The organism is Aquabacterium sp. A3 (genome assembly GCF_038069945.1).
Classification (GTDB): domain Bacteria; phylum Pseudomonadota; class Gammaproteobacteria; order Burkholderiales; family Burkholderiaceae_C; genus Aquabacterium.
Genome location: NZ_JBBPEV010000006.1, coordinates 71,157 through 96,171 on the forward strand (window position 1 = coordinate 71,157; position 25,015 = coordinate 96,171).

Here is a 25,015-nt window from a genome sequence, read left to right on the forward strand (position 1 = left end):
GGCGGCGTCCTCAGTGCAGGAAGGTAAACAGGCTGCGCCCACCCACCTTGTAGTTGAGGTTGCGGCAGCGCTGGCCCACGGGCTTGGCGCTCAGACCCGCCACGATGGTGTAGGGCTCGACGCGCTTGCTGACGGTGGTGTTGGCCGAAACCACCGCCCCCTCGCCGATGTAGGCGCCCTGGATGAGCATGGCGCGCGAGGTGATCCAGGCCCAGTCTTCGATGGTGATGGGCTCGGAGACCGACCAGAACTCGGGGGCCTGCATGTCGTGGCCACCGCCCACGATCAGCACGTGAGAGGCGATGGTGACGTGGTTGCCGATGGTGAGGCCGGCCCGTGCGTCGATCTGGCAGTGCCAGGCGATGCAGGTGTCATCCCCGATGACGAGGCTTTCCATGCCCAGCACTTCGGTGTTGCGCCAGATGGACGAGCCCTTGCCGATCTTGGCGCCGCCCAGGCGCAACCAGTTGATGCGGATGGTGTGGCTGGGGATCTTGTTGATCACCATGTTGTAGACCTGCTCCCAGACGCGGCGCATGCGGTCGACCAGCGTGGGCCAGTTCTTGCCGTAATCCGGCAGCTTGCGCCCGGGCACCTCGTCGAACATGGTTTCGAACAGGCGGCGGGCCAGCGGGTGGCTGATGCGCTTGCGGATGTCCAGACAACAGATCTGCACCACCGTGTCGTCGGGGCCACGGCCCTGGCTTTCAAACAGGATGTTGTTGGCCAGACACCAGTCGTAGGCGGCCTGCAGCTCGGGCTCGGACACGCCCAGGCGCGCGGCGTAGTCGCCCAGTCGGGCGCGCACGTTGTGGCTGTGGAGGATGCGGTGTTTCATGGCGAGCGTGGCGGTGGGTCGGCGGATGGCGTGTCGGCAGGCTGTCGGGCGTAATGCAGGCTGAGCGCCAGCACCAGCCAGAACAGGGCAATGAGCACCTGCGTGAAGCTGAAGTAGTGGTCAATGAACCCGGTGAAGAGGGCAGCAAGCACCGTGCCCACGGTGGCGATGTGCATGGCGTTGTGGGGCCCGATGTGCTGCAAGCGCAGAGGCAGTCGCACCTCGCGCCACCAGGCCAGGGTGACCATGATGAACAGCACCATGCCGGGCAAGCCCAGCTTGAACCAGTAGTTGAGCCAGAGGTTGGAGACGCCGTAGACGTCTTTTTCGGGTGAGGAGGCGGGCGTTTCAGCACCAAAGCCCAGCCCAAAGGGATGGCGCAGGGCGTTTTCGGGGAAGCGTTTGTACTCTTCCAGGCGGACGCCCGTGCTGACGTCGTTGCTGGAGAACAGCGACATGAAGCGCTGCTGTGCGGGCTCGTAGGCCATGACGAACAGGACGGCCAGCAACACGCCCAGCACCATGCCCCGCCCCGCATAGGGCGCGCGCTTGAGGGCCAGCCAGCCCACCAGCACCGCGATGGCCAGCAGGGCCCCGCGCGAGCCACAAAAGACGATGCCGGCCAGCGCGGTGAGGGCCACGAACCAGCCCAGGGCCCGGCGCCAGCCCTGGTGCGCCACGCCGTAGAACAGGCCGAGCGGCGCGGCCAGCAGCAGCGCCCCCCCGGTGGAGTTGGGGTGCACCCAGGGCGAGGCCATGCGGCCCGGGTCGGCGCCAAAGATGTCGGCGATGGCCGGGATGTTGGCGTACTGCACGGCGGTCAGGAACGGCACCATCAAGCGGGCATCGCGGCCGGCCAGGAAAAAGCCCAGCGACAGGCTGGTGAGCGCCGCAAAGCCCAGCAGCAGGCACAAGACCACCTGCTCTCGCTCTTTGGGCGTGGGCGCGAGGATGGGCAACAGGGCCAGGGGCGAGACATTGAGCAGGTAGCGCACCCAGTTGACGGGCGGGATGCCCTCCCAGGGCACCAGGATGGCGCCCATGACCAGGGGGACCAGCGTCCAGGCCAGGAAGTAAGCGGCCTTGCGTTCGGTGGGCCCCAGGGTGATGCCAGGCAAGCGGCCTGTGAGCCAGCTCCAGGCCACGCCCACCCAGGTGAGCGCCAGCAAGGCCTCGGAGGTGGTGATGCGCACGCCCAGGGTGACGGTCATCCAGGGCAGCACGGGGGCCAGCAGGCAAAACAGCAAGAAGCCCCGCATGGGCTGGGTGACGATGAACAGCAGCGCCGCCAGCGCCACCAGGGCCAGACCCGCCAGCACGGGGCTGGTGAGCACCATGAGGGCAGCAAACACCACGCCCAGACCCACAGGCAGCAGCACGGGGTGGCTCACCGACCACATCAGGCGGCCTCCGCCGAGGGGTGGCGCAGCACGCTGGCATACACCTGCTCGAGCTGTTCGGCCGCGGTGGCCCAGTCGAAGGTGTCACGCACCATCTGGCGCGCCGCCTCGCCCAGGGCGCGGGCCTGCGTTGGCACAGACAGCAGTTGCGTCAGGGCCTGCGCAAAGGCCGGCGCGTCATCGGCGGCCATGGCCTGAACGCCGTGCTGCACCGGCAGGCCCGACAGGCCTTCGCGGGTGGAGACCACCGCCAGACCGGCCGCCATGGCCTCCAGCACCTTGAGCTTGGAGCCCCCCCCGGCCCGCAGCGGCGCCATGAACACCGCGCTGTGGCGCTGCACCTCGGCCAGGTCGGGCACATAACCCCGCCATTCGATGCGTGGGTCGGCAAAACGCTGGGCCCAACTGGCCGGCATGCCGTGGCCACAGATGCAAAAGCGCACATCGGGCGCCTCGGACCACACGCGCGGAGCGATGTCGCTCAGGGCCCATTCGACGGCGTCGACATTGGGCGCGTATTCGTAATTGCCCAGAAAGAGCACACGGCGCGCCTGCGGATCGGGCTGCACACCGGCGAAGGCGCGGGTGTCGACGCCATTGCTGACCACGTGGGTGGGTCGCCCGCCGATGGCCTGCAACTGCTGCGCATCGGCCTGCGTGACGGCGATGATGGCCGTGGCCTGCGACAGCACCTGGCGCTCCCAGCGTCGGGCACGGCGCTGGTCCAGGGCCGCCAGGCCCCGGGCCCATCCCGGCCACTTGCCGTAGGTGGCGGCGCCCAGTTCGGACTCGACGTTGTGTTCGGTCAGCACAAAAGGCTGGCGGTGGCGACGCAGTGCGCCTGCAAAGGGCTCGAAGCCGTAACTGTGCTCGACCTGGACGATGTCCCAGCGCTGTGCGCCGAGCAACTGCTCGAAACGCGCGCTCAGGGCGGGCGCGTGACCGTTGACCGAGGTGAGCAGGGGCAAGCCGGATGTGGCGGCGCGCCAAAGGGTCAGGGGGTGCTTGAGGGGCCGCCTGGGCAAGACGATCAGCTCATGGCACAGGGCACCCAGGACACGCCGGGTGGCTTCGTCGGCGAGCGTCTTGGATTGCACCAGCAGCGTGATGCGGTGGCCGCGCGCGGCCATCTCGCGGATGAGGTGGTACTGCCGCGCCTTGCCACCGCTGGTGACGGGCCAGGGCAGGTAAGGCAAGGTCCAGAGGATGCGCAAGGGGCTCATGCCATCACCAGGATTTGCAAGGCGGTGCTGACGGGCACCCGCCAGCGCCCCTCAGCGGCCTTCAGCCGCTGTTGCTGCCCGGACACGGGCTGGTGCAGCGTGGCCTGAGCACCCGCGGGCGCGGCGATGCGCACCTCGCCGGCCTTCTCGGCCCAGACCATCCACAGACGGGTGCCGTCCGGGCGCTTCCAGCCGATGCTGATCAGGCCTTCGGACGAGGCGCCCTGCACCGCCGGTGGGGTGTCGGGCTCAAGGCGGGGACCGCAAATCGACAGGAAGCGCTTGAGCGCATGGAACACCGGCTTGGGTTCGCCGTTGAGGCGCACCAGGCCGTAATGCTGGTCGCGCGCCGTGGCGCGGCTGTCCAGGTCGGTGAGGGTGAAGAGAAAGATGCGGTCGTAGTCCAGCGCGGCCATCAGGGCCAGGCGCTTGATGGTGAAATCAGCCTGGCCATCTTCGCCCACGATGGGCTGCTCTTCCTTGGGGCCCTGGTAGCTGGACCAGCCCCATTCGGTGGCCCAGATCTGTTTGACACCGGCGGCGCGCAACCACTGGTGGGCTGGCTGCACGCGTTTGACGAAATCTCGTGGATCGGCCTCGGAGCCCTCGGCCCGCGCCGTGTAGGGGTGGTAGGGCACGATGACATCGAGGTTGAACGCACCCAGTCGGCCCAGCTTTTCGATCATCAGGCCACTGCCGTCGCTCATCTCGCTGAAGTAGGCCATGCCGGCCATCGCGATGGGCTTGGTGGGCACGGTGGCACGCAGGGCCTGCACCGAGGTGAGCAGCATGCGCCCGTAGCCTTCGGGGTCGGGCTTGGGCGCCCAAAACCCGATGATGTTGGGCTCGTTCCAGACCTGCCACACATCAACGTGGGGGTAGCGCTTGGCCAGCAAGGTCAGGCGCTGGGCGTACAGGCGCGGGTCGCGCGGCGGGAATTTGTCGAAGTACTGCTCGTAGCGGTCGCCCTTCTCGACGGTGGAGGCGTAACGCGGCGTGCCCATCAGGTAGGCGACGCTTTTGAAGCCCTGGTCGGCCACGAGCTTCATCATGCGGTCGATGGGCTGCAGGTCGAACTGCCCCTCTTTGGGCTCCAGCAGCATCCAGTGCAGGCCCATGCGCACCCACTGCAGATCCAGCTCTTTGAGGACGCGGGCGTGGCGTTCGGCCACCTCTGGCGGGAACCACTGAAACTGGACGTTGACGCCCAGAAAGTCCTTCCAGACGATGGTGCGCGCCGGGCGAAGCACCTGATCGGGCAGGCGCGACCACGGCCAGCTCAGGGCCCAGGCAGGCATGGCCCCCAGCCCACCCAGCCCGGCCGTGGCGGCCACGCTGCGCATCATCCATTGGCGGCGCTTCGGCGCGGGTGGCAAGTGAGTCATGCAGGCCTCCGCAAGGGTTTGGGGGCAGGACGGCCCGCGGCCACACGGGCCTGGCTGAGCCGCTCGAAATGGGATGCGAATTGTTCGCCCACCCGAGCCCACAGGCGGCCTTGGGCCACGGCGGCGGCGGCCTGCGTGCAAGCCTGCAGCCGACCGGGCTCGGTCAGCAAGGTGTGCAAGGCCTGGGCCAGACGGCCCACGTCACCCTGGGGATAGGCCAGGCCGTTGCCCTGGCTGATTTCTTCGGCAAAGGCCCGGGCATCGGACGTGATGACCGCTCGGCCGCAGGCGATGGCCCAGGCCAGCGCGCCACTGGTGCCCCGCATCTGGCCCAGCAGGGAGAGCTTGCGCGACTCGCGATAGGGCAGGACCATCACATGGTGCTGCTGGATGAGGGGCGCGATGCAGGCCGTGTCGACATCGAGTTCCCAGTGCACAAGGGTGCTCAAGCCCTGGGCGGCCACCCGGTCGCGCAGTTCGTCAAGGTAGCTGCGCCCCCCGGCAAACGCGATGTCTGGTGCGGTGCCCCCGGCGATGGTGAGGCTGACCTGGTCGGCCAGCTCGGGGTGTTGGCGCAGCAAGACGCCGATGGCGTCCACCAGGTCCTCGATGCCCTTGCCCTGGTAGATGTAGCCGAAATACAGCAGCTTGATGGGCGACGACGGCGGCAAGGGGGCCGCCGGCAGGGGCAGCACCCCATGGGGGATCACGGTCAGCGACTCGGGCCGCACGCGCATGCGCTTGCACAGCGCCACGCCGCCGGTGCGGGTGAGGGTGACGAGCCCGTCCAGCCGGGCCGCCAGGCGCCGTTCACGCCACAGGGTGTGGGGGTCGACGAGCACCGCCGCCACCTTGGCCAGCCACGCCGGCAACCAGCGCTGCCGATCGAGCGCGCGCCACAAGGCGCTGACCGGGCGCCAGACGATGCGTTCGGGATCGTGCACGGTGACCGACAGGGCCGGGCGGTCGGCCAGTTCGGCCAGGGCCGACATGACGAAGAACTCGCCATCGCGCCCGCCGCCCAACTCGGCGTGCACGACGTCCACCCCGGACCATTGCCGTTCGGCCACCCAGGCCCGCGCGGCGTCCAGCGAGCGCGGCATCACCTGCCCTTGCAAGGGACAGATCACCTCGACCCCCGCAGCGCGCAAGGCCTGCATCCAGTGGGCCGCGTAATCGGCAATGCCTGTACGCTCAGGCGGCAGGGGCGACAACAGGGCCACTCTCACGGGTGCACCTCAACGCTGCAGGAAACGCATGACCTTCTCGGGAACCTCGTAGCGGCGGCGATTGAGGATGATGCCGTCCACACGACGGAAGGCGGTGCGCAACATGCCCAGCGCATTCTCGACCGCCGGCACGAGGCTGGTGCGGGCCTCCACCACCAGCACGATCAGGTCGGCCTCACGCAGGCGCATGAAGGCAGACTGGCTGGCCATCATGTTCGAGCCATTGAGCAAGATGACCTCACCAGGGTGGCGTTGCACCGTGTCGGGATTGACGCGCACCGTCAGGCCCATGGCCTTGAGCTGCAGCACCAGTTGCATGATCAGGAAGCTCACGCCCTCACCCTTGCGCGACGACGCCAACCCCAGGGTGAGGCCCTTGTCGCGAACCTGGTCCATGGGCAGGGTGCCCACCACCCGCAACAGGCTGGCATGGAACTCGTTGTCTTCCTGGCCGGGCTGCACGTCCTTGATGCTGCTCCACAGTGGCACACCAAAACGCGTCTGCATGCGGCCACCATCGTGGATGCGCTGGTCCATCAGGGCGCTGAGGTAGATGGCCAGCAGGCCCACCATGCCGCCGGCAGGCAGGGCCAGCATCAACAGGATCAGGCTCTTGGGGCTGGACCGGCTGGGGCTGAACGAGGCCTGTTGCACCACGGCGATGTTGTTGATGCGGTTGTCGTCCAGGGCCTGGTCGATGCGGGCCTTCTCCAGGCTGTCGAGGTAGAGCAAGCGGCTGCGCTCGGCCACCTGCAGGGCCTGCTCCAGGCGGGCCAGCTCGGGCTCCTGGTTGAGCACCTGTCGACGGGCGGCCCCCAGGGTCTCCAGCTCGCGCTCGTACGACGAGATCATCGAACGCAGCTCTTGCAAACGCAGGGACTTTTCAAGGCGGTTGCGCTCCATCAGCACGCCCAGCTCGTTGGGGCTGCGGCGCTCGGCGCGCTGGGTGTTGCGCTCTTCGGCCTTGAGCTGGGCCTCGACCGCCGCGATGCTCTCGTTGATGGACACCAGGGCCGGCGCGCCCTCTTTGTACACGCGCAGGGCATCGGTGCGCTGGCGTTTGAGCTCGGCCAGCTGTGCGCTCATGGCCAGGTAGGCCGGGCTGAGGCCCACCTCGCGCTCAGAGACCACTTCAGGGCTCATGCGCTTGACGCGGTCGGCGGCGTAGGCCACGCCCTGCTCGATGGCCAGCTTCTCGGCCTGGGCCTCGGCCTGCTGATCGCGCAGGTCGTTGATGCGGCGCGTGAGCGAGGTCAGGCGCTCCTGGGCGCTGATGCCGTCGATCTGGATGAGCCGCGTGCGCATCTGCTCTTTGAGCGACTCGATCTGCTGGTCGGTGTCACGCACCTTGCCATCGTAGAAGGGCACCAGGCTCTTGCGGCCCAGCACCATGGTGCGCTCGTCGGTGTAGGCCTTGATCCAGGTCTGCATGATGCGTTGCGCCACCAGCGGGTCGTCCCAGGTGAAGCTCAACTCCATGACGTTGGAGCCCACGCCGTGCGAGACGCTGAACTTCTTGGCCAGTTTCTTGGCCAGGCGCTCCTCGGGCGACTGCGCCTCGCTGAGGCCCAGCATCACCGTGACGCTGCGCACGCCCTCCAGCATCGACAGCAGCACGCCATTGACCCGGGCCTTGATCACCTGCTTCCAGCCCTGGGGCGGCGGCATGCGCGACAACTCGTCCAGGTACAGGCGGGCCACCTGCATGACCACCGGCTGGCCGGTGAGCATCTTTTCTTCGTCGATGATCGGGTCGCGCTGGGTGGCGTAAGGCGTGTAGGCCTGACGCTCGCCCACGTCCAGCGGCACGGTCACGTTCTCGCGGCCGGCACGCACCAGCAAGCGGGATTCGGAGGTGTAGCTGGGTGGCCAGAAGAACGCCCCGGCGGTGATCAGCAAGGCCGTGACCAGCAGCGCCACCAGGAAGGTGCGCCGGAAGATGTAGTACAGGCGAACGATGTCGCGAAACGAACGGATCTCGATCATGGTGGCGAGGCCTTCCCTTTACTTCACGCGGGTCTCGCCCCAGGTGTAGCCCACACCCAGCGAACGGGAGAACGGCAACAACTGGTTGATGTAGACCTCGACCCCATCGCCGGCGTTGCCCGCGGCCGATTTGGGCACGAACAGGATGTCACCGCGCCGGAAGGGCATGGTGGCCACGCCACCGGCCACGGGCGACAAGAGCTTGCTCATGTCGATGAAGTACAGCTGGTAGCGCTGCTGGGCGTCCAGGCGCAGCAAGGCGATGTGGGTGGGGTCGGCAGCGGGCAGCAGGCCGCCCACGGCGAACAGGCCCTGTTGCAAGGTGGCCACCGCGGTCATCTCGAACGAGGTGGGGTTGCGCACCGCACCGCCAATCACCACGCGGCTGCTGGGCGACGCCGTGATGTTGATGGTGACCCCGGGCTGGCGGAACACCGGGGCCAGGCGCTCGCTGAGTTCGGCTGCGAGCTGATCAGGGGTCTTGCCGGCGGCCTCGACCCGCCCGGCGTGACGGAACGAAAAACTGCCATCGGGCCGCACCACATACAACTGCGTCTGGCTGTCTTCGACCAGGTTGCGGATGTCGAGCGTGGCCTCGGCCGCGTCGCGCGTGATGCGCAGCGTGTCACCTGGCTGGATGCGGGTGGGCTCGGCGGCCATGGCCTCGATGTCTTGCGCGGTGAGGTAGCGCACAGGGCCCGAAGGCTTGAGGTTGCCCATGGGGGTGCAGGCGCCAAGCACCAGACAGCTCAGGAACAGGACAAGACGTTGCATGATGAAGACTTCAGTGAAACCCGGGCCCAGACCCGACCGGCGCAAAGCGACATGGTACGGGCACGGGCCATCAGGTGGGGTGGTCGGTGCGCATGTCTTGCGAGCCTTCGACCACGCGGCGGCGCCATTGCAGGTAGGCCGCCTTCATGCGGCTGCGTCGCGGACGGTAGACCCAGGGCACCCCGAACTTGCTGAAAAAGCGGAACATGCTCTTGAGGTGGGTTTGGCCCGACGTGGACCAGATGCCCGCCTGGCTGTGACGCTGGTGTTCGTGCACCAGTTCAACCTCGGGCACACCCATGACCTGCCAGCCGTGCACCCACATGCGGGCGCACAGGTCCACTTCTTCAAAATAGAGGAAGTAGCCCTCGTCCATGCGCCCCACGGCATCGAAGGCGCTGCGGCGCACCACGAAGCCCGTGCCCATGACCCAGTCGGCCTGGAACGGCGCGCCCATCCAGTTGCGCTTGAGCAGGTGGGTGCTGGAGAGGCGACGCAGCGGCGGCAGCACGCCCAGCGGCGAGCGCCGCGCCAGGATGTCCAGCAAGGAATAAAACCGACGCGCCGAGTACTGCAGGCTGCCATCCGGATTGACCAGCTTGAGTCCGGCCACGCCCAAGTCTGGCGTGCTGGCGAACAGGGCGCGGATCACATCGGCCTTGTTGTGCTGAAAGTAGGTGTCCGGGTTGAGCACCAGCACGAGGGGGGTGTCCAGTGCGGCCACGCCGATGTTGACCCCGGCCCCGAACCCGCCGTTGCGGCCGGACTGGATGAGGCGCACCCCTTCGGGCAAGCGCTGCGCCAGGCGTTCGCCCGAGCCATCCGGCGAGAGGTTGTCCACCACGCAGATGTCTTGCGGCCTGGCAATCTTCTGGGCCAGCAGGGAGGCCACGCAGTTGAGCGTCAAGGCCTCCGTGTTGTAGTTGACGATGGTGACGCCCAGCGCCGGCAGGGCATCGTCTGCGGGGCAGTCGGTGTCTGACTGGGGCATGGGACGTGGGACGATCTAAGGGAATTCCAGTGTACGGCGCGCCTCCCACGCCACATGTGTCAATCCACCCCTTAAAAGCGGGTGCGCGGGGGCGCTATGGCGCCAGATGTGCGAAAAACTGCACAAGAGCGTGACATTTGCCTACAACAGCGACAAGGTGTTTCAGGTGTGAAACAGGTCGTCCTGATGGACCGATGGAATCTGCCAGGACAGCGCGCGCTCACGCGCCTGCAGAAACCGCTGCGCCACGCCGAAATGGCCGCAGCCCATGAAGGGCACCGGGCCGCGCGTGGCCGACAGCGGCGACGGGTGGTTGCTTTGCAGCACCAGCAGACCCTCTGGCGGATGCCCCGAGGCCTGGCGCGCCGCCTGTAACAGGGGCGCCTTGCGGTGGGCGTGGGCCCCCCAGAGCATCACCACACGGGGCCCCGCGTCGGCCACGACGGCCTGGGCCAGTGCATCGGTGAGCGCCTCCCAGCCCCAGCCCGCGTGGCTGCCGGCCCGCCCGGCCTCGACCGTGAGCGACGTGTTGAGCAGCAAGACGCCTTGGCGCGCCCAGGCGACGAGGCTGCCATGGGCAGGGGCCGCCAGCCCCAGGTCACGATGCAATTCTTTGCGGATGTTGCGCAGACTGGGCGGGATGGCCACCCCCTCGCGCACCGAAAAGGCCAAGCCATGGGCCTGACCCGGGCCATGGTACGGGTCTTGGCCCAGGATGAGGACCTGCACCTCGGCGCGGCGCGTGAGGTGCAGCGCATGGAACACCTCGTCCGGGTAGATGAGCGCGCCGGCGGCCCGGGCAGCGTCCACACGGTCGATCAGGGCGCGGCCCACCGCACTGGCACGAAAGGCATCGGTCAGCGGGCGCCAGTCGGCGGGCACCGCGTCGAAGAGCTCGTCGAGCGGGCGAGACAGCGCGGGCGCAGGGGTGTCAGCGAAGAGATCGGGCACGTCAGTGGAAGAGCTGCGCCAGCGCCACGCCCGGCTCAGGCTGGCGCATGAAGGCCTCGCCCACCAGGAAGGCGTGCACGTCGGCATCGCGCAGGCGCTGCACGTCTGCCGGGCCCAGGATGCCGGACTCGGTCACCAGCAGGCGGTCGGCCGGCACCCGGGGCAGCAGGCCCAGCGTGGTGTCCAGCGTGACCTCGAAGGTGCGCAGGTTGCGGTTGTTGATGCCCACCAGCGGCGTTTTGAGCTTGAGGGCACGGTCCAGCTCGTCACCGTCGTGCACCTCGACCAGCACGGCCATGCCGAGCTCGTGCGCCAGGGCTTCGAGGTCGCGCATCTGGGCGTCGTCCAGGCAGGCGGCGATCAGCAGGATGCAGTCGGCGCCCATGGCGCGGGCGTCGTACACCTGGAAGGCGTCGACCATGAAGTCCTTGCGCAGCACCGGCAGGCTGCAGGCCTCGCGGGCTTGCTTGAGGTAGGCCTCGGCGCCCTGGAAGAAGCGCTCGTCCGTCAACACACTCAGGCAGGCGGCGCCGTGCTGGGCGTAGCTGCGCGCGATGTCGGCGGGCACGAAGTGCTCGCGCAGCACGCCCTTGCTGGGGCTGGCCTTCTTGACCTCGGCGATGACGGCGGCCTGGCCGGCAGCGATCTTGGCGCGCAGGGCGCCCGTGAAATCGCGCACATCGCCCAGCTCGCGGTTGCGTTGCTCGGCTTGGGTGCGCACCTCGGCCAGCGAACGGGTTTTCAGCGCCAGCGCGATCTCTTCGTGCTTGACGGCGACGATCTTTTGCAGGATGTCGGACATGGTCGTCTCTTTCGGGGGTCAGCCTTGGGCTGCGGCCAGGCGCTGCGTGGTCTGCACGAATTGCTCCAGCTTCTCGGCGGCCCGGCCCGAGGCCAGGGCCTCGCGGGCGCGTTCGATGCCATCGGCCAGGCTGTGCGCCACGTCGGCGGCATACAGGGCGGCCCCGGCATTGAGCAACACGATGTCGCGGGCGGGGCCGGGCTCATTGGCCAGCACGCGGCGCAGCACGGCCAGCGACATCTCGCGGTTCTGGGCCTTGAGCAAAGAGCCGTCGTGCTCGCCGATGCCGAACTGGCTGGGGTGGATGCGGTACTCGCGCACCTCGCCGTCTTTGAGCTCGGCCACCTGGGTGTCGCCGTTGAGGGTGATTTCATCCAGGCCGTCGCTGCCATGCACGACGAGCACGTGGTTCGAGCCCAGGCGCTGCAGCACGCGCGCCATGATGCCCACCAGATCGGGGTGGAAGACGCCCATGAGCTGGTTGGGCGCGCCCGCCGGGTTGGTCAGCGGCCCCAGGATGTTGAACAGGGTGCGCACGCCAAGTTCTTTGCGCACGGGCGCGGCGTGCTTCATGGCACCGTGGTGGTTGGGCGCGAACATGAAGCCGATGCCCGTCTCGGCCAGGGCCTGGGCCACCTGGGCGGGCTGCAGGTTGATGCCCACGCCCAGGGCTTCGAGCACGTCGGCGCTGCCGGTCGACGACGACACCGAGCGCCCACCGTGTTTGGCCACGCGGGCCCCGGCGGCCGCAGCCACAAACATCGCGGTGGTGCTGATGTTGAAGGTGTGGGCGCCGTCGCCGCCGGTGCCGCACAGGTCGACCATGTGGTGACGGTCATCGACCTGCACCGGCGTGGCGAACTCGCGCATGACCTGGGCGGCTGCCGTGATCTCGCCCACGGTCTCTTTCTTGACGCGCAAGCCCGTGATGAGCGCGGCCATGACCACGCTCGACATCTCGCCGGTCATGATGCGGCGCATCAGGCCCAGCATCTCGTCGTGGAAGATCTCGCGGTGCTCGATGACGCGCTGCAGGGCTTGCTGGTCGGTGATCTGGCTCATGACGGGCGCCTCACATCTTCAGGAAGTTGGCCAGCATGGCGTGGCCGTGCTCGGTCAGGATGGATTCGGGGTGGAACTGCACGCCCTCCAGGGGTGCGAAGTTCGGGTCGGTTTGTGGGCCCTTGTGGCGCACGCCCATGATCTCGCCGTCGTCGGTGGTGGCCGAGATGTGCAGGCACTCGGGCAGCGTGGCGCGCTCGATCGCCAGCGAGTGGTAGCGGATCACGGTGAACTGTTTGGGCAGGCCGGCAAAGACGCCCTGCTCGTCGGTGGTGATGACGCTGGTCTTGCCGTGCATCTGTTCGCGGGCGCGGATCACCTTGCCGCCCAGGGCGGCGCCGATGCTCTGGTGGCCCAGGCACACGCCCAGGATGGGCAACTGGCCGGTGAAGCGCTGCAGCGCGGGCACGCACACACCGGCTTCGGCGGGCGAGCAGGGGCCGGGCGAGAGCACCAGGCGGTCGGGCTTCATGGCGGCGATCTCGTCGAGGGTGACCTCGTCGTTGCGCACCACCTTGACCTCTTCACCCAGCTCGCAGAAGTACTGCACCAGGTTGAAGGTGAAGCTGTCGTAGTTGTCGATCATCAGCAGCATGAACGCGTTCCTCGAAGCAGCCGGGGCACACTGGCGCCCCGTGTCATGACATGGTTGTCGGTTGGCATGACGGTCTGGCTTGGCGTTGTACCAGACGCGCGCCCCTGGCGTGGACCCTTGGTCTGGGCAGCGCCGCAGGGGAGGGAGGCGCGCAGGGTCGTTCAGTCAGGCGATGGCGTCACCGCCACCAACGGTGGCCCCGAAGTGAGCGGGTGGTCGTGACTGAAGCTTGCTGCATGATCACATTCTATGTCAGCCCAGAATGATGTTTCACGCGCCCAGGGCGCCGCCCCTGCCCTGCTGGGCCTGGAAGTGATGCGCTTTGTGTGCGCCCTGTCGGTGCTCTTGTGGCACTACCAGCAGTTTTATGTGGTGGGGCCGGTACACGCCGACATGGTGCACGACCACGGGGGGCAGCCCTGGGCGTCGTGGCTGGCGCCGTTTTATGGCCATGGCTGGCTGGGTGTGCAGGCCTTCTGGGCCTTGTCGGGATTCATCTTTTTCTGGAAGTACGGCCAGGCGGTGGCCGATGGGCGGGTGGCGGCGGGGCGCTTTGCCTGGCTGCGGTTTTCGCGCCTGTACCCCCTGCACCTGCTGACGCTGCTGGCCATGTTGCCGCTGATCGCGTGGTACCGCGCCCAAACCGGCGGGCAAGACTATGTCTACCCTCACAACACGGTAGAGAACTTCATGCTGCAGTTGTTCCTGGCCAGCGACTGGGCCGGACGCAACGAGTGGTCGTTCAACGGGCCGATCTGGAGCATTTCGATCGAGGTGCTGGCTTATGCGGTGTTTTTCGCGCTCAGCCGGCTGGGCTGGGTGCGCCCGTGGCAGATCGGTGTGGTGATCGCCGCCATGGGCGCGGTGTACGCCCTCAAGCTGACGGCGCACCCGCTGGTGCTGTGTCTGTTCTTCTTCTACCTGGGCGGTCTGACGCACGCGGTATGGCACTGGGTGCGTCAGGCGGGCGAACGCTGGCAACTGGCCATGAACGTGGTCGTGGTGGCCGGCCTGGCCGGCAGCACCGCCTTGGCCGCCTGGGGGCTGCTGCGCCCGATGTTCTACTTGGCGGCCCTGGCCCCTTTGGGCATGCTGGCGCTGCTGGCCGTGGTGCACCCGCGCTCCAGCCGCACGGCGGGCTGGCTGAGCACCCTGGGCCACACCACCTACGCCAGCTACCTGTTGCATTTTCCGCTGCAGTTGCTGGTGGCCAACCTCAGCGGGGCCGATCCGTCGCGGCTGCCCCTGCATTCGCCCTGGTGGCTGCTGGGCTACCTGACGCTGACGTTCGGCCTGGCCGCCCTCACCTACCGGTGGATTGAAGCGCCAGCCCAGCGGGCCTTGCGGGGGTGGTCAGACCGAGGTCGGCAGGCGGCCTGAGATCAGCGCCTGCACGGGGCCGTGCGCCGCCAACTGCGCTGCACGCAGCCAGTCGGTGGCCGCGCTCACCTCCAGCGGGCGGGCGTAGAGGAAGCCTTGCAGGGCCTGGCAGCCCGCCTCACGGGCCGACTGGGCGTGCTCAGGGCTCTCCACCCCTTCGGCCACCACGTCGAGCCGCAAGGCCGAGGCCAGGTCACAAATGGCCCGCACCACCGCCACGGCCTCGGCCTCGGGCATCGGGTCCACCAGGCTGCGGTCGATCTTGACGGTCTGCAAGGGCAGGCTGCGCAGCATGTTCAAGGACGAGAACCCGGTGCCAAAGTCGTCCAGCGCCACCGCCACGCCCTGCTCGCGCAACTGGCGGATGTGCACGAGCGCCTGCTCCATGTGGGTGACGGCGGCCGACTCGGTGATCTCCAGCGTGATGGCCGCGGGCGGCACGGCATGCTGCTTCAAGGTGTGGAGCACGCGTGCGGGGAACTGCGCCTCCAGCAACTGCACGGGCGAGACGTTGACGGCCACCGGCACGGGCTGCAAACCCGCCTGGATCCAGGCCGCCTGCTGGCGACAGGCCTGCTCCAGGATCTGCGCCCCCAGGGGCACGATCAAGCCGGTGCGCTCGGCGGCCGGGATGAAATCCAGCGGACTCACGCGGCCGTGCCCAGGGCGGTCCCAGCGCACCAGGGCCTCGAAGCCGGTGAGCCGCCCGGTGGCGGCACACACCTTGGGCTGGTAGACCAGCGAAAACTCGTGGTTGACCAGACCGCTGCGCAGGGCCTGCTCGGCGTCAAAGAACGAGGCCATGTCCTGCTTGATGTGGTCGGCCGCGAACTGCACCGAGGTGCCAGGCATGCGCTTGGCCTCGTGCATGGCGGCGTGCGCGGCCTGCAGCAGGGGCTCAGGGCGGGTGCCAGAGGCCGGGTAGGTGGCCACGCCCATGGAGACGTCGATGTAGAAGTGGTGTGCCCCCACCGGCAGGGGGTCGGCCAGCAGTTGGCGCACGGTCTGGGTCAGGTCGGCGGCGGCGCGCGCGAGGTCGCCACAGGCGGGCGCCACCAGGGCAAACTCGTCTTCGCCCAGGCGCATCACCTCGGCACGGTCGCGCACCGTCTGTTGAAGGCGGTCGGCCAGGGCCACCAACACGGCATCGCCCACCTGGTGTCCATGGGCCTCGTTGACGAACTTGAAGCGGTCCAGGTCCAGCAGCAAGAGCACAAAGCCCGACGAGGGCGGCTCGTCGCAGGCGCTGGACAGGCGCTCCAGCAGGGCCTGGCGGTTGGGCAGGCTGGTCAGCTCGTCATGGCGGCTGCGCCAGGCCAGGGCCTGCGAGGCGACGCGACGCTCGGTCTCGTCGGAGACCACCACCTGCAAGGCCGGCAGCCCATCCCAGTCCACCTGCCAGGCTTTGAAGCGCAGGTACAGAGTGCGTCCGTCGAGCGAGCAGCGCTCGCCATCCCACTCGGCCTGCTCCAGCTCGCCGCTCAGCACGCTGGCGGCCAGCGCCGAGGCGCGGGCACGCTCGGACTCTGGCACGGTGCGCGCCACCCATTCGGCCGAAAACACCTCGGGCGCCGGGCTGCCCTGGTCCATGCCATAGATGTTGCGAAACGCCGGGTTGGCGTAGGTGACCATGCCGCGCCGCACCACCGCCACGCCTTGATGAGAGCGTTCGGTGAGTGCAAAAAAGCGGTCTTTGAGGCGGTTGGCGCGGGTGGTGGAGCGCAGCATCGCGGCGTACAGCAGCGCCAGGGTGAGGCTGAAGCGCAGGACGGCCGCCACCGCCGTCTGGATGGGCACGGCCACCTCGCCCCAGATGGCGAAGGGAAAGTGGTTCAGCCCCAGCAGCAACAGCAACACGCCCACCAGCCGCCCCCCGCCGCCAAAGGGCCACAACCACCAGCACACGATGAGCCCCACCAGGGTGTGCGTGGCCGCAAAGCCGCCCTGGGCCAAACGGCTGTCGATGGCCAGCAAGCCTGCGGCAAAAACCGCCTGCACCGTGAACAGGATGGGGCCACCACGCTCGGGCCACACGCGCCGCGACAGGTGGGCGGCGCCGCCGATCAAGAGTGTGAGGGTGCCGGCCGCCACCAGGGCCAGGCCGGCAAAGCCCACGCCATGGATGAGCGGATCGGGCTGACGCCACGCCCAGTAGGCCACCGGGTTGACGCAATACAGCAGGTGGGCGGCCCCCAGCAGACCGGCGAAGATCAGCGAACGATCTCGGTACCAGACCAACAGCAGGGCGCTGGCCGAAGCCAGCATGACCGCAATGTAAAAAAGATAGGGGTAGAGCACGAAAAACACACACCCACATGGGGCCACGTCAGGTGCTCAGCATCGCCGCGCCGACGGCGGCCGGCAAGGGTGGATTCCCGGCGAGCCCGTGCGTTCTCCACACCAACACCCCCCTGATTCAGAGGGGCGCAGCGGCGGTCAGGGGGTCAGGGGGGTCAGAGCCCCTGTTCAACCAGCTCGGCGGCGCGCACCACGGCGCGGGCCTTGGCCTCGGTTTCTTTCCATTCGAGCTCGGGCACCGAATCGGCCACCACGCCCGCACCGGCCTGCACGTACAGGGTCTGGTCCTTGATGACGCCGGTGCGGATGGCAATCGCCACGTCCATGTCGCCCGCGAAGCTCAGGTAGCCCACGGCGCCGCCGTAGACGCCGCGCTGCACGGGCTCGAGCTCGTCGATGATTTCCATGGCGCGGATCTTGGGCGCGCCGCTGAGCGTGCCCGCCGGGAAGCTGGCGCGCAGCACGTCGAGCGCGCTCATGCCGTCTTTCAGCGTGCCCTCAACGTTGCTGACGATGTGCATGACGTGCGAATAGCGCTCGATGCCGAAGGCCTCGGTCACCTTCACCGAGCCCGTCTTGGCGATGCGCCCGATGTCGTTGCGCGCCAGGTCGATCAGCATGACATGCTCGGCGCGCTCTTTGGGGTCGGCCAGCAGTTCTTGCTCGTGGGCCAGGTCGGCCTCGGGCGTGGTGCCACGCGGGCGGGTGCCCGCGATCGGGCGGATGGTGACAGTCTCGCCGCCGTCGGCGTTTTTCTCCTGGCGCACCAGGATCTCGGGGCTGGAGCCCACGACATGGTGGTCGCCCATGTCGTAGTAGTACATGTAGGGGCTCGGGTTGAGCGAGCGCAGCGCGCGGTACAGCGTCAGCGGCGAGGCCGTGAAGCGCTTTTGCAGGCGCTGGCCGATGACGACCTGCATGCAGTCCCCGGCGGCGATGTATTCCTTGCAGCGCAGCACCGCCGCCTCGAAGTCGGCCTTGGCGAAGTGGCGCTCGACCGGGAAGGACTCGGTGGGCGCCACGGGCGGCACGGGCACGACGGCGTTCAGGCGGGACTGCAGCTCGGCCAGGCGTTCGACCGCGCGCTCGTAGGCACCCGGCTGAGCCGGGTCGGCGTAGACGATGAGGAACAGGCGATCGGCCAGGTTGTCGATGACGGCCAGCTCTTCGCACTGCAGCAGCAGGATGTCGGGCGTACCGATGCCGCCCGGCTTGTGCGTTTTGGCCAGGCGCGGCTCGATGTGGCGCACGGTGTCGTAGCCGAAGTAACCGGCCAGACCACCGCAAAACCGCGGCAGGCCCCGGGGCACCGCCGCCTTGAAGCGCGCCTGATAGGCCTCGATGAAGTCCAGCGGATTGGCCTCGTGGGTTTCGACCACGGCGCCATCGGTGACCACCTCGATGTGGCGGCCGGTGGAGCGCACCAGGGTGCGGGCCGGCAGACCCACGAAGGAGTAGCGCCCGAAGCGCTCGCCACCCACCACGGATTCGAGCAGGAAGCTCAAAGGCTGGCCTTGCGTGAGCTTGAGGTACAGCGACAGCGGGGTGTCGAGGTCGGCCAGGGCCTGGGCGACCAGGGGGATGCGGTTGTGGCCGGCGGCGGCCAGGGAATCGAATTCAGCGCGGGTGATCATGGTGATGGGCCTCCAGCCCGGGGCGGCCTGCGCCGCCGGATGCGTCTCTCAGACCGTCAGGTGGCGCCAGGTGTCACGTTCATTTACACCCTGGTGACCCGCCTGAAGGTGTCGGGGGCTTGGCGCACCGCCTATGATCACGGCACGCGAACCCGTCAGGCACATGGCATCACCGCCAGGGCCAGGCTCCCCGGTCGTGCGCACCTTTGGTCTGTTTGCGAGGGACGAACATGGATTCAGTGTAGCAGGGGCCACCTGCCCGACGCTGCGTGTCATGGCATCGCCCCGAACAAGGGCAAACCCAGGTTGCGAGCGACCTTCGTCGCGTAACAATCCCCGTACCGATCGGCGCTGCGCGCATGGTCGGTGGACGTCACTTCTGGATCGACATGAGCTTTGCATTCTGGACGGGCCGCGTGAGGCTTGCCAGGCCCACCGTGGCCTTGTGGTTGTGCCTGGGACTGGGCATGGGTTTGGGCATGAGCCAGCCGGCGGCGGCCGTGGGCGCAGACGCCGTGGGGGTGAACTACCCCGACAGCCTGCGGGTGGAGGGCGTGACCTTGTCGCTCAATGGCACCGGGGTGGCCTACCGGGCCCTGGTCAAGCTGTACACCGTGGGCCTGTACCTGCCCACCAAAACCAGCAACCCCACCGAGGTGCTGGACATGAGCACGCCCCGCCGCCTGCGCTTCGTGATGCTGCAAGGCATGCGGGTGGACGAGATCGGCAAGGCCATCACCCGGGGGATCGAGCTCAACAGTTCGCGCCCCGAGTTCTTCAAATTGATCCCCTCGATCCGCGCCATGGGTGAGCAGTTCGCCGGCATCCGGCGGCTCAACGCCGGCGACGTGTTCGTCATCGAACACGTGCCCAACCGGGGCACGCTCTTCCTGGTCAACGGCGAGCCCGCCGGGCTGCCCATCACCGAGCCCTTGTTCTACCCCGCCGTGCTGCGCACGTGGATCGGGCCCAAACCCGTGACCCAGGACCTCAAGATCGCCTTGCTGGATCAGCAGCCCGTGGGCGTGCTTGACGCCCTGGAGTGAGTCAAGGGCGTCAAAGGCGTCAAGGGCGCAGCCAGCGCGACCAGTCCACCGTGTCCAGCCGGGCCACGTGGGCCAGCGCGGGCACCTCGGTGATGTCGTGGCCGTGGTTGTAGCCGTAGGTCACCAGCAGCACCTCGCACCCGGCGGCGCGCGCCGCCTGCGCATCGTTGCTGGAATCGCCCACCATCAGGGTGTGTGAGGGCGCCACGCCCAGCGCCTCACAGGTCTTGAGCAAGGGCAGCGGGTCGGGCTTTTTGCGCTCGAAGGCATCACCACCAAACACGTGCGCAAAGTGCCCGCGCAGGCCCTTGGCCGCCAGCAACTGCTCGGCGAAGGCGGTGGGCTTGTTGGTGAGGCAGGCCAGCGGCACCCCCAGGGCGCGCAGCCGCTGCAGCCCCTCGGGCACACCGGGGAAAACATCGGCGTGCTGACCGTTGTGCCGCTCGTAGTGCTGCTTGTAATGCGCCCAGGCCTCAGGCACGGCAGCGACGGCCTCCGGCGCATCGTCGGGCAGGCCCCAGGCATGGGCCAGGCTGCGCCGCAAGAGGTCGTCGGTGCCCTTGCCCACGACGTGGGCGACGAAGTCGCGGTCCACCCGCGCTTGTTCGATGGCGTGGCAGCCCATGTCGGCCAGGGTGTGCTGAAGCACCACGACGAAATCACCCAGGGTGTCGACCATGGTGCCGTCGAGGTCGATGATGGCGGCGTGAAATTCAGGCATGTCACGATTGTGACCGATACCCAAAAAAGAACGGCCGACCGGGTCACCCCGATCGGCCAGACGCAGGCCGAAGCCTGCCGTGCTGTGAATTGTCCTTCCTGAATTTTTAATGCGTTGATGCCTGCCTGTTTCGCTGGATCTTTGGTTGCATGAGCGACGCACAGCTTCGTCTCTCAATGCAGTCACTATAGGTGCCGGACGGGCGTGGGCGCCTCCCTCTGAAGGGGGGCCAGCGGGCCTGATCATGTAAGCAAACGCAAGCGAGGGGCAGGCCGGTCGTCTGATCCAGATCAAACAGCACCAGGCCGCTGGCGCATCGCAACAGGTCTGTGGCGCTGTGCGGCTGGGCTGGCGTGGGCAAGGTCGACACAGTGCACTCCACGCACCGGCGCCCATCGGCCCCGGGCATTCTCTGGAGACCTGAAGTGAACACCCTTGCCAACGCGTCCGACTGGTCGGACAAACGCTACCTCTGGCTGCTCAGCCCAGCCATTCCCCTCATCGGGCTGGTCAGCCTGGTGGCCTTCCAGCAAACCGGGCACAGCCTGTGGCTGGCGCTCTTTCCTGTCGTTGTGCACGCCCTCATCCCGGTGCTGGACTGGCTGTTCGGGGAGGACTTCAGCAACCCGCCGGAGTCGGTGGTGGCCCAGCTGGACGGCGACTTCTTCTACCGCGCCCTGTTGTGGCTGTTCATCCCCTTCCAGTTTGCCGGCACCATCATGGGCGCCTGGCTGGCGGCCACGCACGATCTGGCCTGGTACGAGATGATCGGCCTGGTCATGGGCGTGGGTGGCTTCAATGGCATCGGCATTGCCACGGCGCATGAGCTGGGTCACAAAAAGGAATCGCTGGACCGCTGGCTGGGCAAGCTGACGCTGGCGCCCTCGGCCTACGGTCACTTCTATGTGGAGCACAACCGCGGCCACCACAAGCGCGTGGCCACGCCGGAAGATCCGGCCAGCTCACGCCTGGGCGAGGGCTTCTGGCGCTTCCTGCCGCGCACCGTCATGGGCAGCCTGCGCTCGGCCTGGGCGCTGGAGCGTGAGCGCCTGAACCGCCAGGGCAAGTCGGTCTGGAGCCTGTCGAACGACAACCTGCAGGCCTGGGCCATGACCCTGGTGCTCTTTGGCGGGCTGGTGGCCTGGCTGGGCCCGGTCGTGCTGCCCTTCCTGATCCTGCAGGCGGTCTACGGCGCCTCGCTGCTGGAGGTGGTGAACTATGTGGAGCACTACGGCCTGCTGCGCCAGAAGCTGCCCGATGGCCGCTACCAGCGCTGCGAACCCGAGCACTCGTGGAACAGCAACCACATCGTGGGCAACATCCTGCTGTACCACCTGCAACGCCACTCGGATCACCACGCGCACCCCACCCGCCGCTACCAGGCCCTGCGGCACTTTGACGATGCGCCGCAGCTGCCCTCGGGCTATGCGCTGATGATCACCGTGGCCTACTTCCCGCCGCTGTGGTTTGCGCTGATGAACCAGCGCGTGGTGCAGCACTACAAGGGTGACCTGAGCCGCGCCAACATCCACCCGGCCGCCCGCGCCAAGATCATGGCCAAGTACGGCCGCCCCGGCGCGCAATGAACGACAGCAGCACTGTGAGTGACACCATGAACAACACCCCTTCAGCGGCGGCGGGCACCGCCCAATGGCAATGCGGCAGCTGCAGCTTCATCTATGACGAAGCCCAGGGCTGGCCCGCCGAGGGCATCGCCCCCGGCACCCCCTGGGCGCAGGTGCCTCAAGACTGGCGCTGTCCGGACTGCTCGTCCTCCAAGGACGACTTCATGGCGCTGGACTGAGCGCCAGGCCGCTCAGGTCTGAAGGCCTGAGCGGTGTTCCCCCCATGACAAAGGGCGCCTGAGGCGCCCTTGGTGCTGGTGACGATCCGGTGTGGCTCAGCGCAGGCTGGTGCGGGCCATGGCCTGCTCACCGGCCAGGTTCAAGCTGGCGGTGGATGCGCCACCACCGACGGCGCTCAACAAGGGGCCCGTGCACTTGCCGAACACGTAATCGGCCTCGTTCACGCTGCGGGTTTCCAGCCAGTAGCGCCAGGTGCTCTTGGGCCAGATGGCGAAGTTGATGCCATCGGCGGTCTGGTACCAGCTCTTGCAACCCGAGCTCCACACGGTGCCCTTGAGTGCCTGCGTCATCTCGCCCAGGAAGCGGGTCATGGCCTCAGGCTTCACATCGATGTAATCGGCGCCCTTTTGCTTGACCAGCTCGATGCACTGGATGATGTAGTCCACCTGCGCTTCGATCATGAAGATGATGGAGTTGTGGCCCAGACCGGTGTGCGGGCCCACCAGTTGGTACATGTTGGGGTAGTTGGCCGTGGTGATGCCGTAGTACGAGGTGGGGCTGACCTTCCAGTCTTCCTGCACCGTGTGGCCATTGCGACCGCGCAGCTCGAAGTTCTTCATGTAGATGCGCGGGTCGACGATGAAGCCCGTGCCCAGGATCACGCAATCCAGCTTGCGCTCTTTGCCGTCCTTGGTGACGATGCCGTCTTCGGTGAAGTGCGAGATGGCATCGGTCACCAACTCCACATTCTGGCGATTGAAGGTGGGGTACCACTTGTTGGAAATCAGGATGCGCTTGCAGCCCAGGGTGTAGTCGGGCGTGAGCTTCTTGACCAGGGCCGGGTCTTTCACCTGGTAGCTGATGAACTTCTTGAGCAGGCCTTCGCCGATGCGGGCCATCCAGGGGTTGAGGATGGGCCACAGGCGCGATTCGTTCGTCCAGTAGCAGCGCCAGCGGTGCAGGGTCTGCGTGAAGGGCAAGGCCTTGAACATGGCCTTGCTGAAGGCCGAGTACTTGCGCTCATCACGCGGGATGACCCACGCCGGTGTGCGCTGGAACACGTGCATCTGCCCCACCTTGGGCGCGATCTCGGGCACGTACTGGATGGCCGAGCCACCGGTGCCGATCGAGGCCACCTTCTTGCCGGCCAGGTCGTAGGCGTGGTCCCACTCGGCCGAGTGCATGACCTTGCCCTTGAAGTTCTCCAGGCCCTTGATCTCGGGCATGGCCGGCACGTGCAGCGGGCCGGAGGCCAGCACCCAGTGGCGGGCGATGATGGTCTCGCCGCCCTGGGTCTTGACCACCCACTTGCCAATGCCTTCGTTGAAGACGGCGCTGACGACTTCCTGGTTTAAGAGCGTCTTCTCGCGCAGCTTGTACTTCTTGACGGTGTCGAGGATGTACTGCTGGATCTCGTGCCAGGGGGCGTAGCGCTTGGTCCAGTCCGATTTGGTTTCGAACGAGAACGAGTACATGTGCGACTGCACGTCGCAGGCGGCGCCGGGGTAGTGGTTGTCACGCCAGGCACCGCCCACTTCGCCCTTCTTCTCCAGAATGACGAAATCGTTGATGCCACGCTTTTGCAACTGGATGGCCATGGCCAGACCACCAAAGCCGGCGCCGGCGATGGCCACTTCCACATGGCGAACATTCTGGGTGGGGGGGTTGGTGGGGCTCATGGACACCTCGCGGGCTGTGTGGATGGAATGGTGTTCATGGTGCCCATGGCGGTGGCGCACGGCCATGCTAGATTCGACACACAATTGATCGTTTCGGCCAACTTGGGGGCTAACCCGCCCCTTCAGACGCCAACTAATTGACAAATATCAAATGAGCACGCGTTCGGTCTTGGGCTTGATCTACCTGGTGCAGGGGCTCAAGCAACTGGGTGAGCAGCCTGAACCGGTGCTGGCTCGCCATGGCCTGAGCCTGGACAAGCTGGACCCCAGCACCCGCATCGAGCGCAGCCGAGAGCTGCGCATCTACGCCGACCTGGCCGAATCCGTGCGCGACCCGCTGACGGGCCTGCGCCTGGGCGGCTTCTATGGTCTGGCCGGCTACGGCCCGCTGGTGATGCTGCTGATGACCTGCGCCACGGCCTACGAGGCCATCCAGACCGGCATCCGCTACCAACGCCTCACCTACCTGTTCGGCACGCTGCGCTTCGAGCCGGGCGACAAGCTCAGCGCCCTGGTGCTCAGCCCCATGGGCATGGACCCCCGCGCGTTCCGCTTCCGGGTGGACGGGGAAGTCTCGGGCACCTACAAGATGGTGCGCGACATGCAGGTGGGCCTGGGGCTGGACATCCACGCCGAGCGCATCGACATCCCCTACCCCCGCCCGCCCGAAGCCCTGGAGTACGAGCGCTACTTTGGCTGCCCGGTGCGCTTTGGCGAACACGAAGCCCGCTTCTGGATCCGCAACGAGCACCTGCAGCTCAAGCTGCCCTCGGCCGACCCGAACGCGCACGCCATGTACCGCAGCATGTGCGATCAGCAGCTCGTGGCCCAGGAGGCCAGCAGCGAAACCCTCAAAGACCGGGTGCTGACCCACCTGGGCTTGTTCAGCGGCAGCTACCCCGGTGCCGAGGAGGTGGCCAAGGCGCTGGGCCTGTCAGAGCGCTCGCTGCGCCGTCAGCTGGGCGAAGAAGGCGCCAACTTCCGCGACCTGCTGGCCGAGGCCCGCTACGCCAAGGCCCGCCACTTGCTCAAGCACACCGCCCTGCCCATCGACGCCATCGCCGAGCAGCTGGGCTATGCCGAATCGGCCGCCTTCATCCACGCCTTTCGCCGCTGGGCGGGCGCCACCCCGGGCGAGTACCGTGGGCGCTGAGATCGCTCCACCCTGATACCCCCCAGAGTAGATGCCACCTGTTCGAGGGGCGGGGGCTGGCGA

General features: G+C 67.5%; 21 protein-coding genes. 5 read left to right on the plus strand and 16 right to left on the minus strand.

All coding sequences use genetic code 11. The features are described 5' to 3' along the window. Positions 1-10 precede the first annotated feature (10 nt). From WNB94_RS16085 to WNB94_RS16140, 12 genes are all read right to left on the minus strand, one after another. Positions 11-838, minus strand: coding sequence for an acyltransferase (locus WNB94_RS16085; protein WP_341391386.1), 828 nt, complete (start codon positions 836-838; stop codon positions 11-13). Next, entirely contained in the window at positions 835-2,238 is a 1,404-nt protein-coding gene (locus WNB94_RS16090; RefSeq protein ID WP_341391387.1) for an O-antigen ligase family protein, read from the minus strand. Before WNB94_RS16090 ends, WNB94_RS16085 begins: the two co-directional genes overlap by 4 nt. Then, positions 2,238-3,461, minus strand: a complete 1,224-nt coding sequence (locus tag WNB94_RS16095) for a glycosyltransferase family 4 protein (RefSeq protein WP_341391388.1) — start codon at positions 3,459-3,461, stop codon at positions 2,238-2,240. Before WNB94_RS16095 ends, WNB94_RS16090 begins: the two co-directional genes overlap by 1 nt. Then, positions 3,458-4,846 carry a beta-galactosidase gene (locus WNB94_RS16100; protein ID WP_341391389.1) on the minus strand — a complete coding sequence of 463 codons (1,389 nt, stop codon included), beginning with the start codon at positions 4,844-4,846 and terminating at the stop codon, positions 3,458-3,460. The genes WNB94_RS16095 and WNB94_RS16100 overlap by 4 nt, the downstream gene beginning before the upstream one ends. Next, positions 4,843-6,075, minus strand: coding sequence for a glycosyltransferase (locus WNB94_RS16105; RefSeq protein ID WP_341391390.1), 1,233 nt, complete (start codon positions 6,073-6,075; stop codon positions 4,843-4,845). Before WNB94_RS16105 ends, WNB94_RS16100 begins: the two co-directional genes overlap by 4 nt. 9 nt (positions 6,076-6,084) lie before the next feature. After that, complete coding sequence (locus WNB94_RS16110) at positions 6,085-8,061, minus strand: exopolysaccharide transport family protein (RefSeq protein ID WP_341391391.1); 1,977 nt, start codon at positions 8,059-8,061, stop codon at positions 6,085-6,087. An 18-nt stretch (positions 8,062-8,079) separates the two neighbouring features. Further along, positions 8,080-8,835: a polysaccharide biosynthesis/export family protein gene (locus tag WNB94_RS16115; RefSeq protein ID WP_341391392.1), complete on the minus strand. Its 756-nt coding sequence runs from the start codon at positions 8,833-8,835 to the stop codon at positions 8,080-8,082. 70 nt (positions 8,836-8,905) lie between these two features. Further along, the gene (locus WNB94_RS16120; RefSeq protein WP_341391393.1) at positions 8,906-9,826 is read right to left on the minus strand and encodes a glycosyltransferase family 2 protein; all 921 of its coding nucleotides are present in this window, start codon (positions 9,824-9,826) and stop codon (positions 8,906-8,908) included. 162 nt (positions 9,827-9,988) lie between these two features. Continuing rightward, a complete protein-coding gene (locus WNB94_RS16125; protein WP_445819095.1) occupies positions 9,989-10,777 on the minus strand; it encodes a uracil-DNA glycosylase in 789 nt (262 codons plus the stop codon). A gap of 1 nt (position 10,778) precedes the next feature. Then, positions 10,779-11,579 carry an indole-3-glycerol phosphate synthase TrpC gene (trpC, locus tag WNB94_RS16130; protein ID WP_341391394.1) on the minus strand — a complete coding sequence of 267 codons (801 nt, stop codon included), beginning with the start codon at positions 11,577-11,579 and terminating at the stop codon, positions 10,779-10,781. 18 nt (positions 11,580-11,597) lie between these two features. Continuing rightward, the gene (gene trpD / locus WNB94_RS16135) at positions 11,598-12,641 is read right to left on the minus strand and encodes an anthranilate phosphoribosyltransferase (RefSeq protein WP_341391395.1); all 1,044 of its coding nucleotides are present in this window, start codon (positions 12,639-12,641) and stop codon (positions 11,598-11,600) included. Between the two features lie 10 nt (positions 12,642-12,651). Next, entirely contained in the window at positions 12,652-13,236 is a 585-nt protein-coding gene (locus tag WNB94_RS16140; protein WP_341391396.1) for an aminodeoxychorismate/anthranilate synthase component II, read from the minus strand. A gap of 249 nt (positions 13,237-13,485) precedes the next feature. On the opposite strand from WNB94_RS16140, the gene WNB94_RS16145 reads away from it, so the two are divergent. Next, positions 13,486-14,616, plus strand: coding sequence for an acyltransferase family protein (locus tag WNB94_RS16145; RefSeq protein WP_341391397.1), 1,131 nt, complete (start codon positions 13,486-13,488; stop codon positions 14,614-14,616). Here the strand turns inward: WNB94_RS16145 and WNB94_RS16150 are convergent. Together WNB94_RS16150 and trpE are read right to left on the minus strand one after the other, a co-directional pair. Beyond that, positions 14,590-16,881 carry a putative bifunctional diguanylate cyclase/phosphodiesterase gene (locus WNB94_RS16150; protein ID WP_341391398.1) on the minus strand — a complete coding sequence of 764 codons (2,292 nt, stop codon included), beginning with the start codon at positions 16,879-16,881 and terminating at the stop codon, positions 14,590-14,592. The two genes, WNB94_RS16145 and WNB94_RS16150, sit on opposite strands and share 27 nt — an antisense overlap. Positions 16,882-17,069: 188 nt before the next feature. Further along, the gene (gene trpE / locus WNB94_RS16155) at positions 17,070-18,548 is read right to left on the minus strand and encodes an anthranilate synthase component I (protein ID WP_341391399.1); all 1,479 of its coding nucleotides are present in this window, start codon (positions 18,546-18,548) and stop codon (positions 17,070-17,072) included. Positions 18,549-18,937: 389 nt separating this feature from the next. On the opposite strand from trpE, the gene WNB94_RS16160 reads away from it, so the two are divergent. Further along, the gene (locus WNB94_RS16160; RefSeq protein WP_341391400.1) at positions 18,938-19,594 is read left to right on the plus strand and encodes a chalcone isomerase family protein; all 657 of its coding nucleotides are present in this window, start codon (positions 18,938-18,940) and stop codon (positions 19,592-19,594) included. A 19-nt stretch (positions 19,595-19,613) separates the two neighbouring features. Here the strand turns inward: WNB94_RS16160 and gph are convergent, their stop codons facing one another. Further along, positions 19,614-20,315, minus strand: a complete 702-nt coding sequence (gph, locus tag WNB94_RS16165; protein WP_341391401.1) for a phosphoglycolate phosphatase — start codon at positions 20,313-20,315, stop codon at positions 19,614-19,616. Between the two features lie 425 nt (positions 20,316-20,740). Here gph and WNB94_RS16170 point away from each other — a divergent pair, with 425 nt between their 5' ends. Both WNB94_RS16170 and WNB94_RS16175 read left to right on the plus strand, forming a co-directional pair. Then, positions 20,741-21,901, plus strand: a complete 1,161-nt coding sequence (locus WNB94_RS16170; protein WP_341391402.1) for an alkane 1-monooxygenase — start codon at positions 20,741-20,743, stop codon at positions 21,899-21,901. Positions 21,902-21,927: 26 nt separating this feature from the next. After that, positions 21,928-22,119 carry a rubredoxin gene (locus WNB94_RS16175; protein ID WP_341391403.1) on the plus strand — a complete coding sequence of 64 codons (192 nt, stop codon included), beginning with the start codon at positions 21,928-21,930 and terminating at the stop codon, positions 22,117-22,119. A 96-nt stretch (positions 22,120-22,215) separates the two neighbouring features. On the opposite strand, the gene WNB94_RS16180 is transcribed toward WNB94_RS16175, so the two are convergent. Next, positions 22,216-23,799, minus strand: a complete 1,584-nt coding sequence (locus tag WNB94_RS16180; protein ID WP_341391404.1) for a flavin-containing monooxygenase — start codon at positions 23,797-23,799, stop codon at positions 22,216-22,218. Positions 23,800-23,950: 151 nt separating this feature from the next. On the opposite strand from WNB94_RS16180, the gene WNB94_RS16185 reads away from it, so the two are divergent. Further along, complete coding sequence (locus WNB94_RS16185) at positions 23,951-24,952, plus strand: AraC family transcriptional regulator (protein WP_341391405.1); 1,002 nt, start codon at positions 23,951-23,953, stop codon at positions 24,950-24,952. The last annotated feature ends 63 nt before the right edge of the window (positions 24,953-25,015 follow it).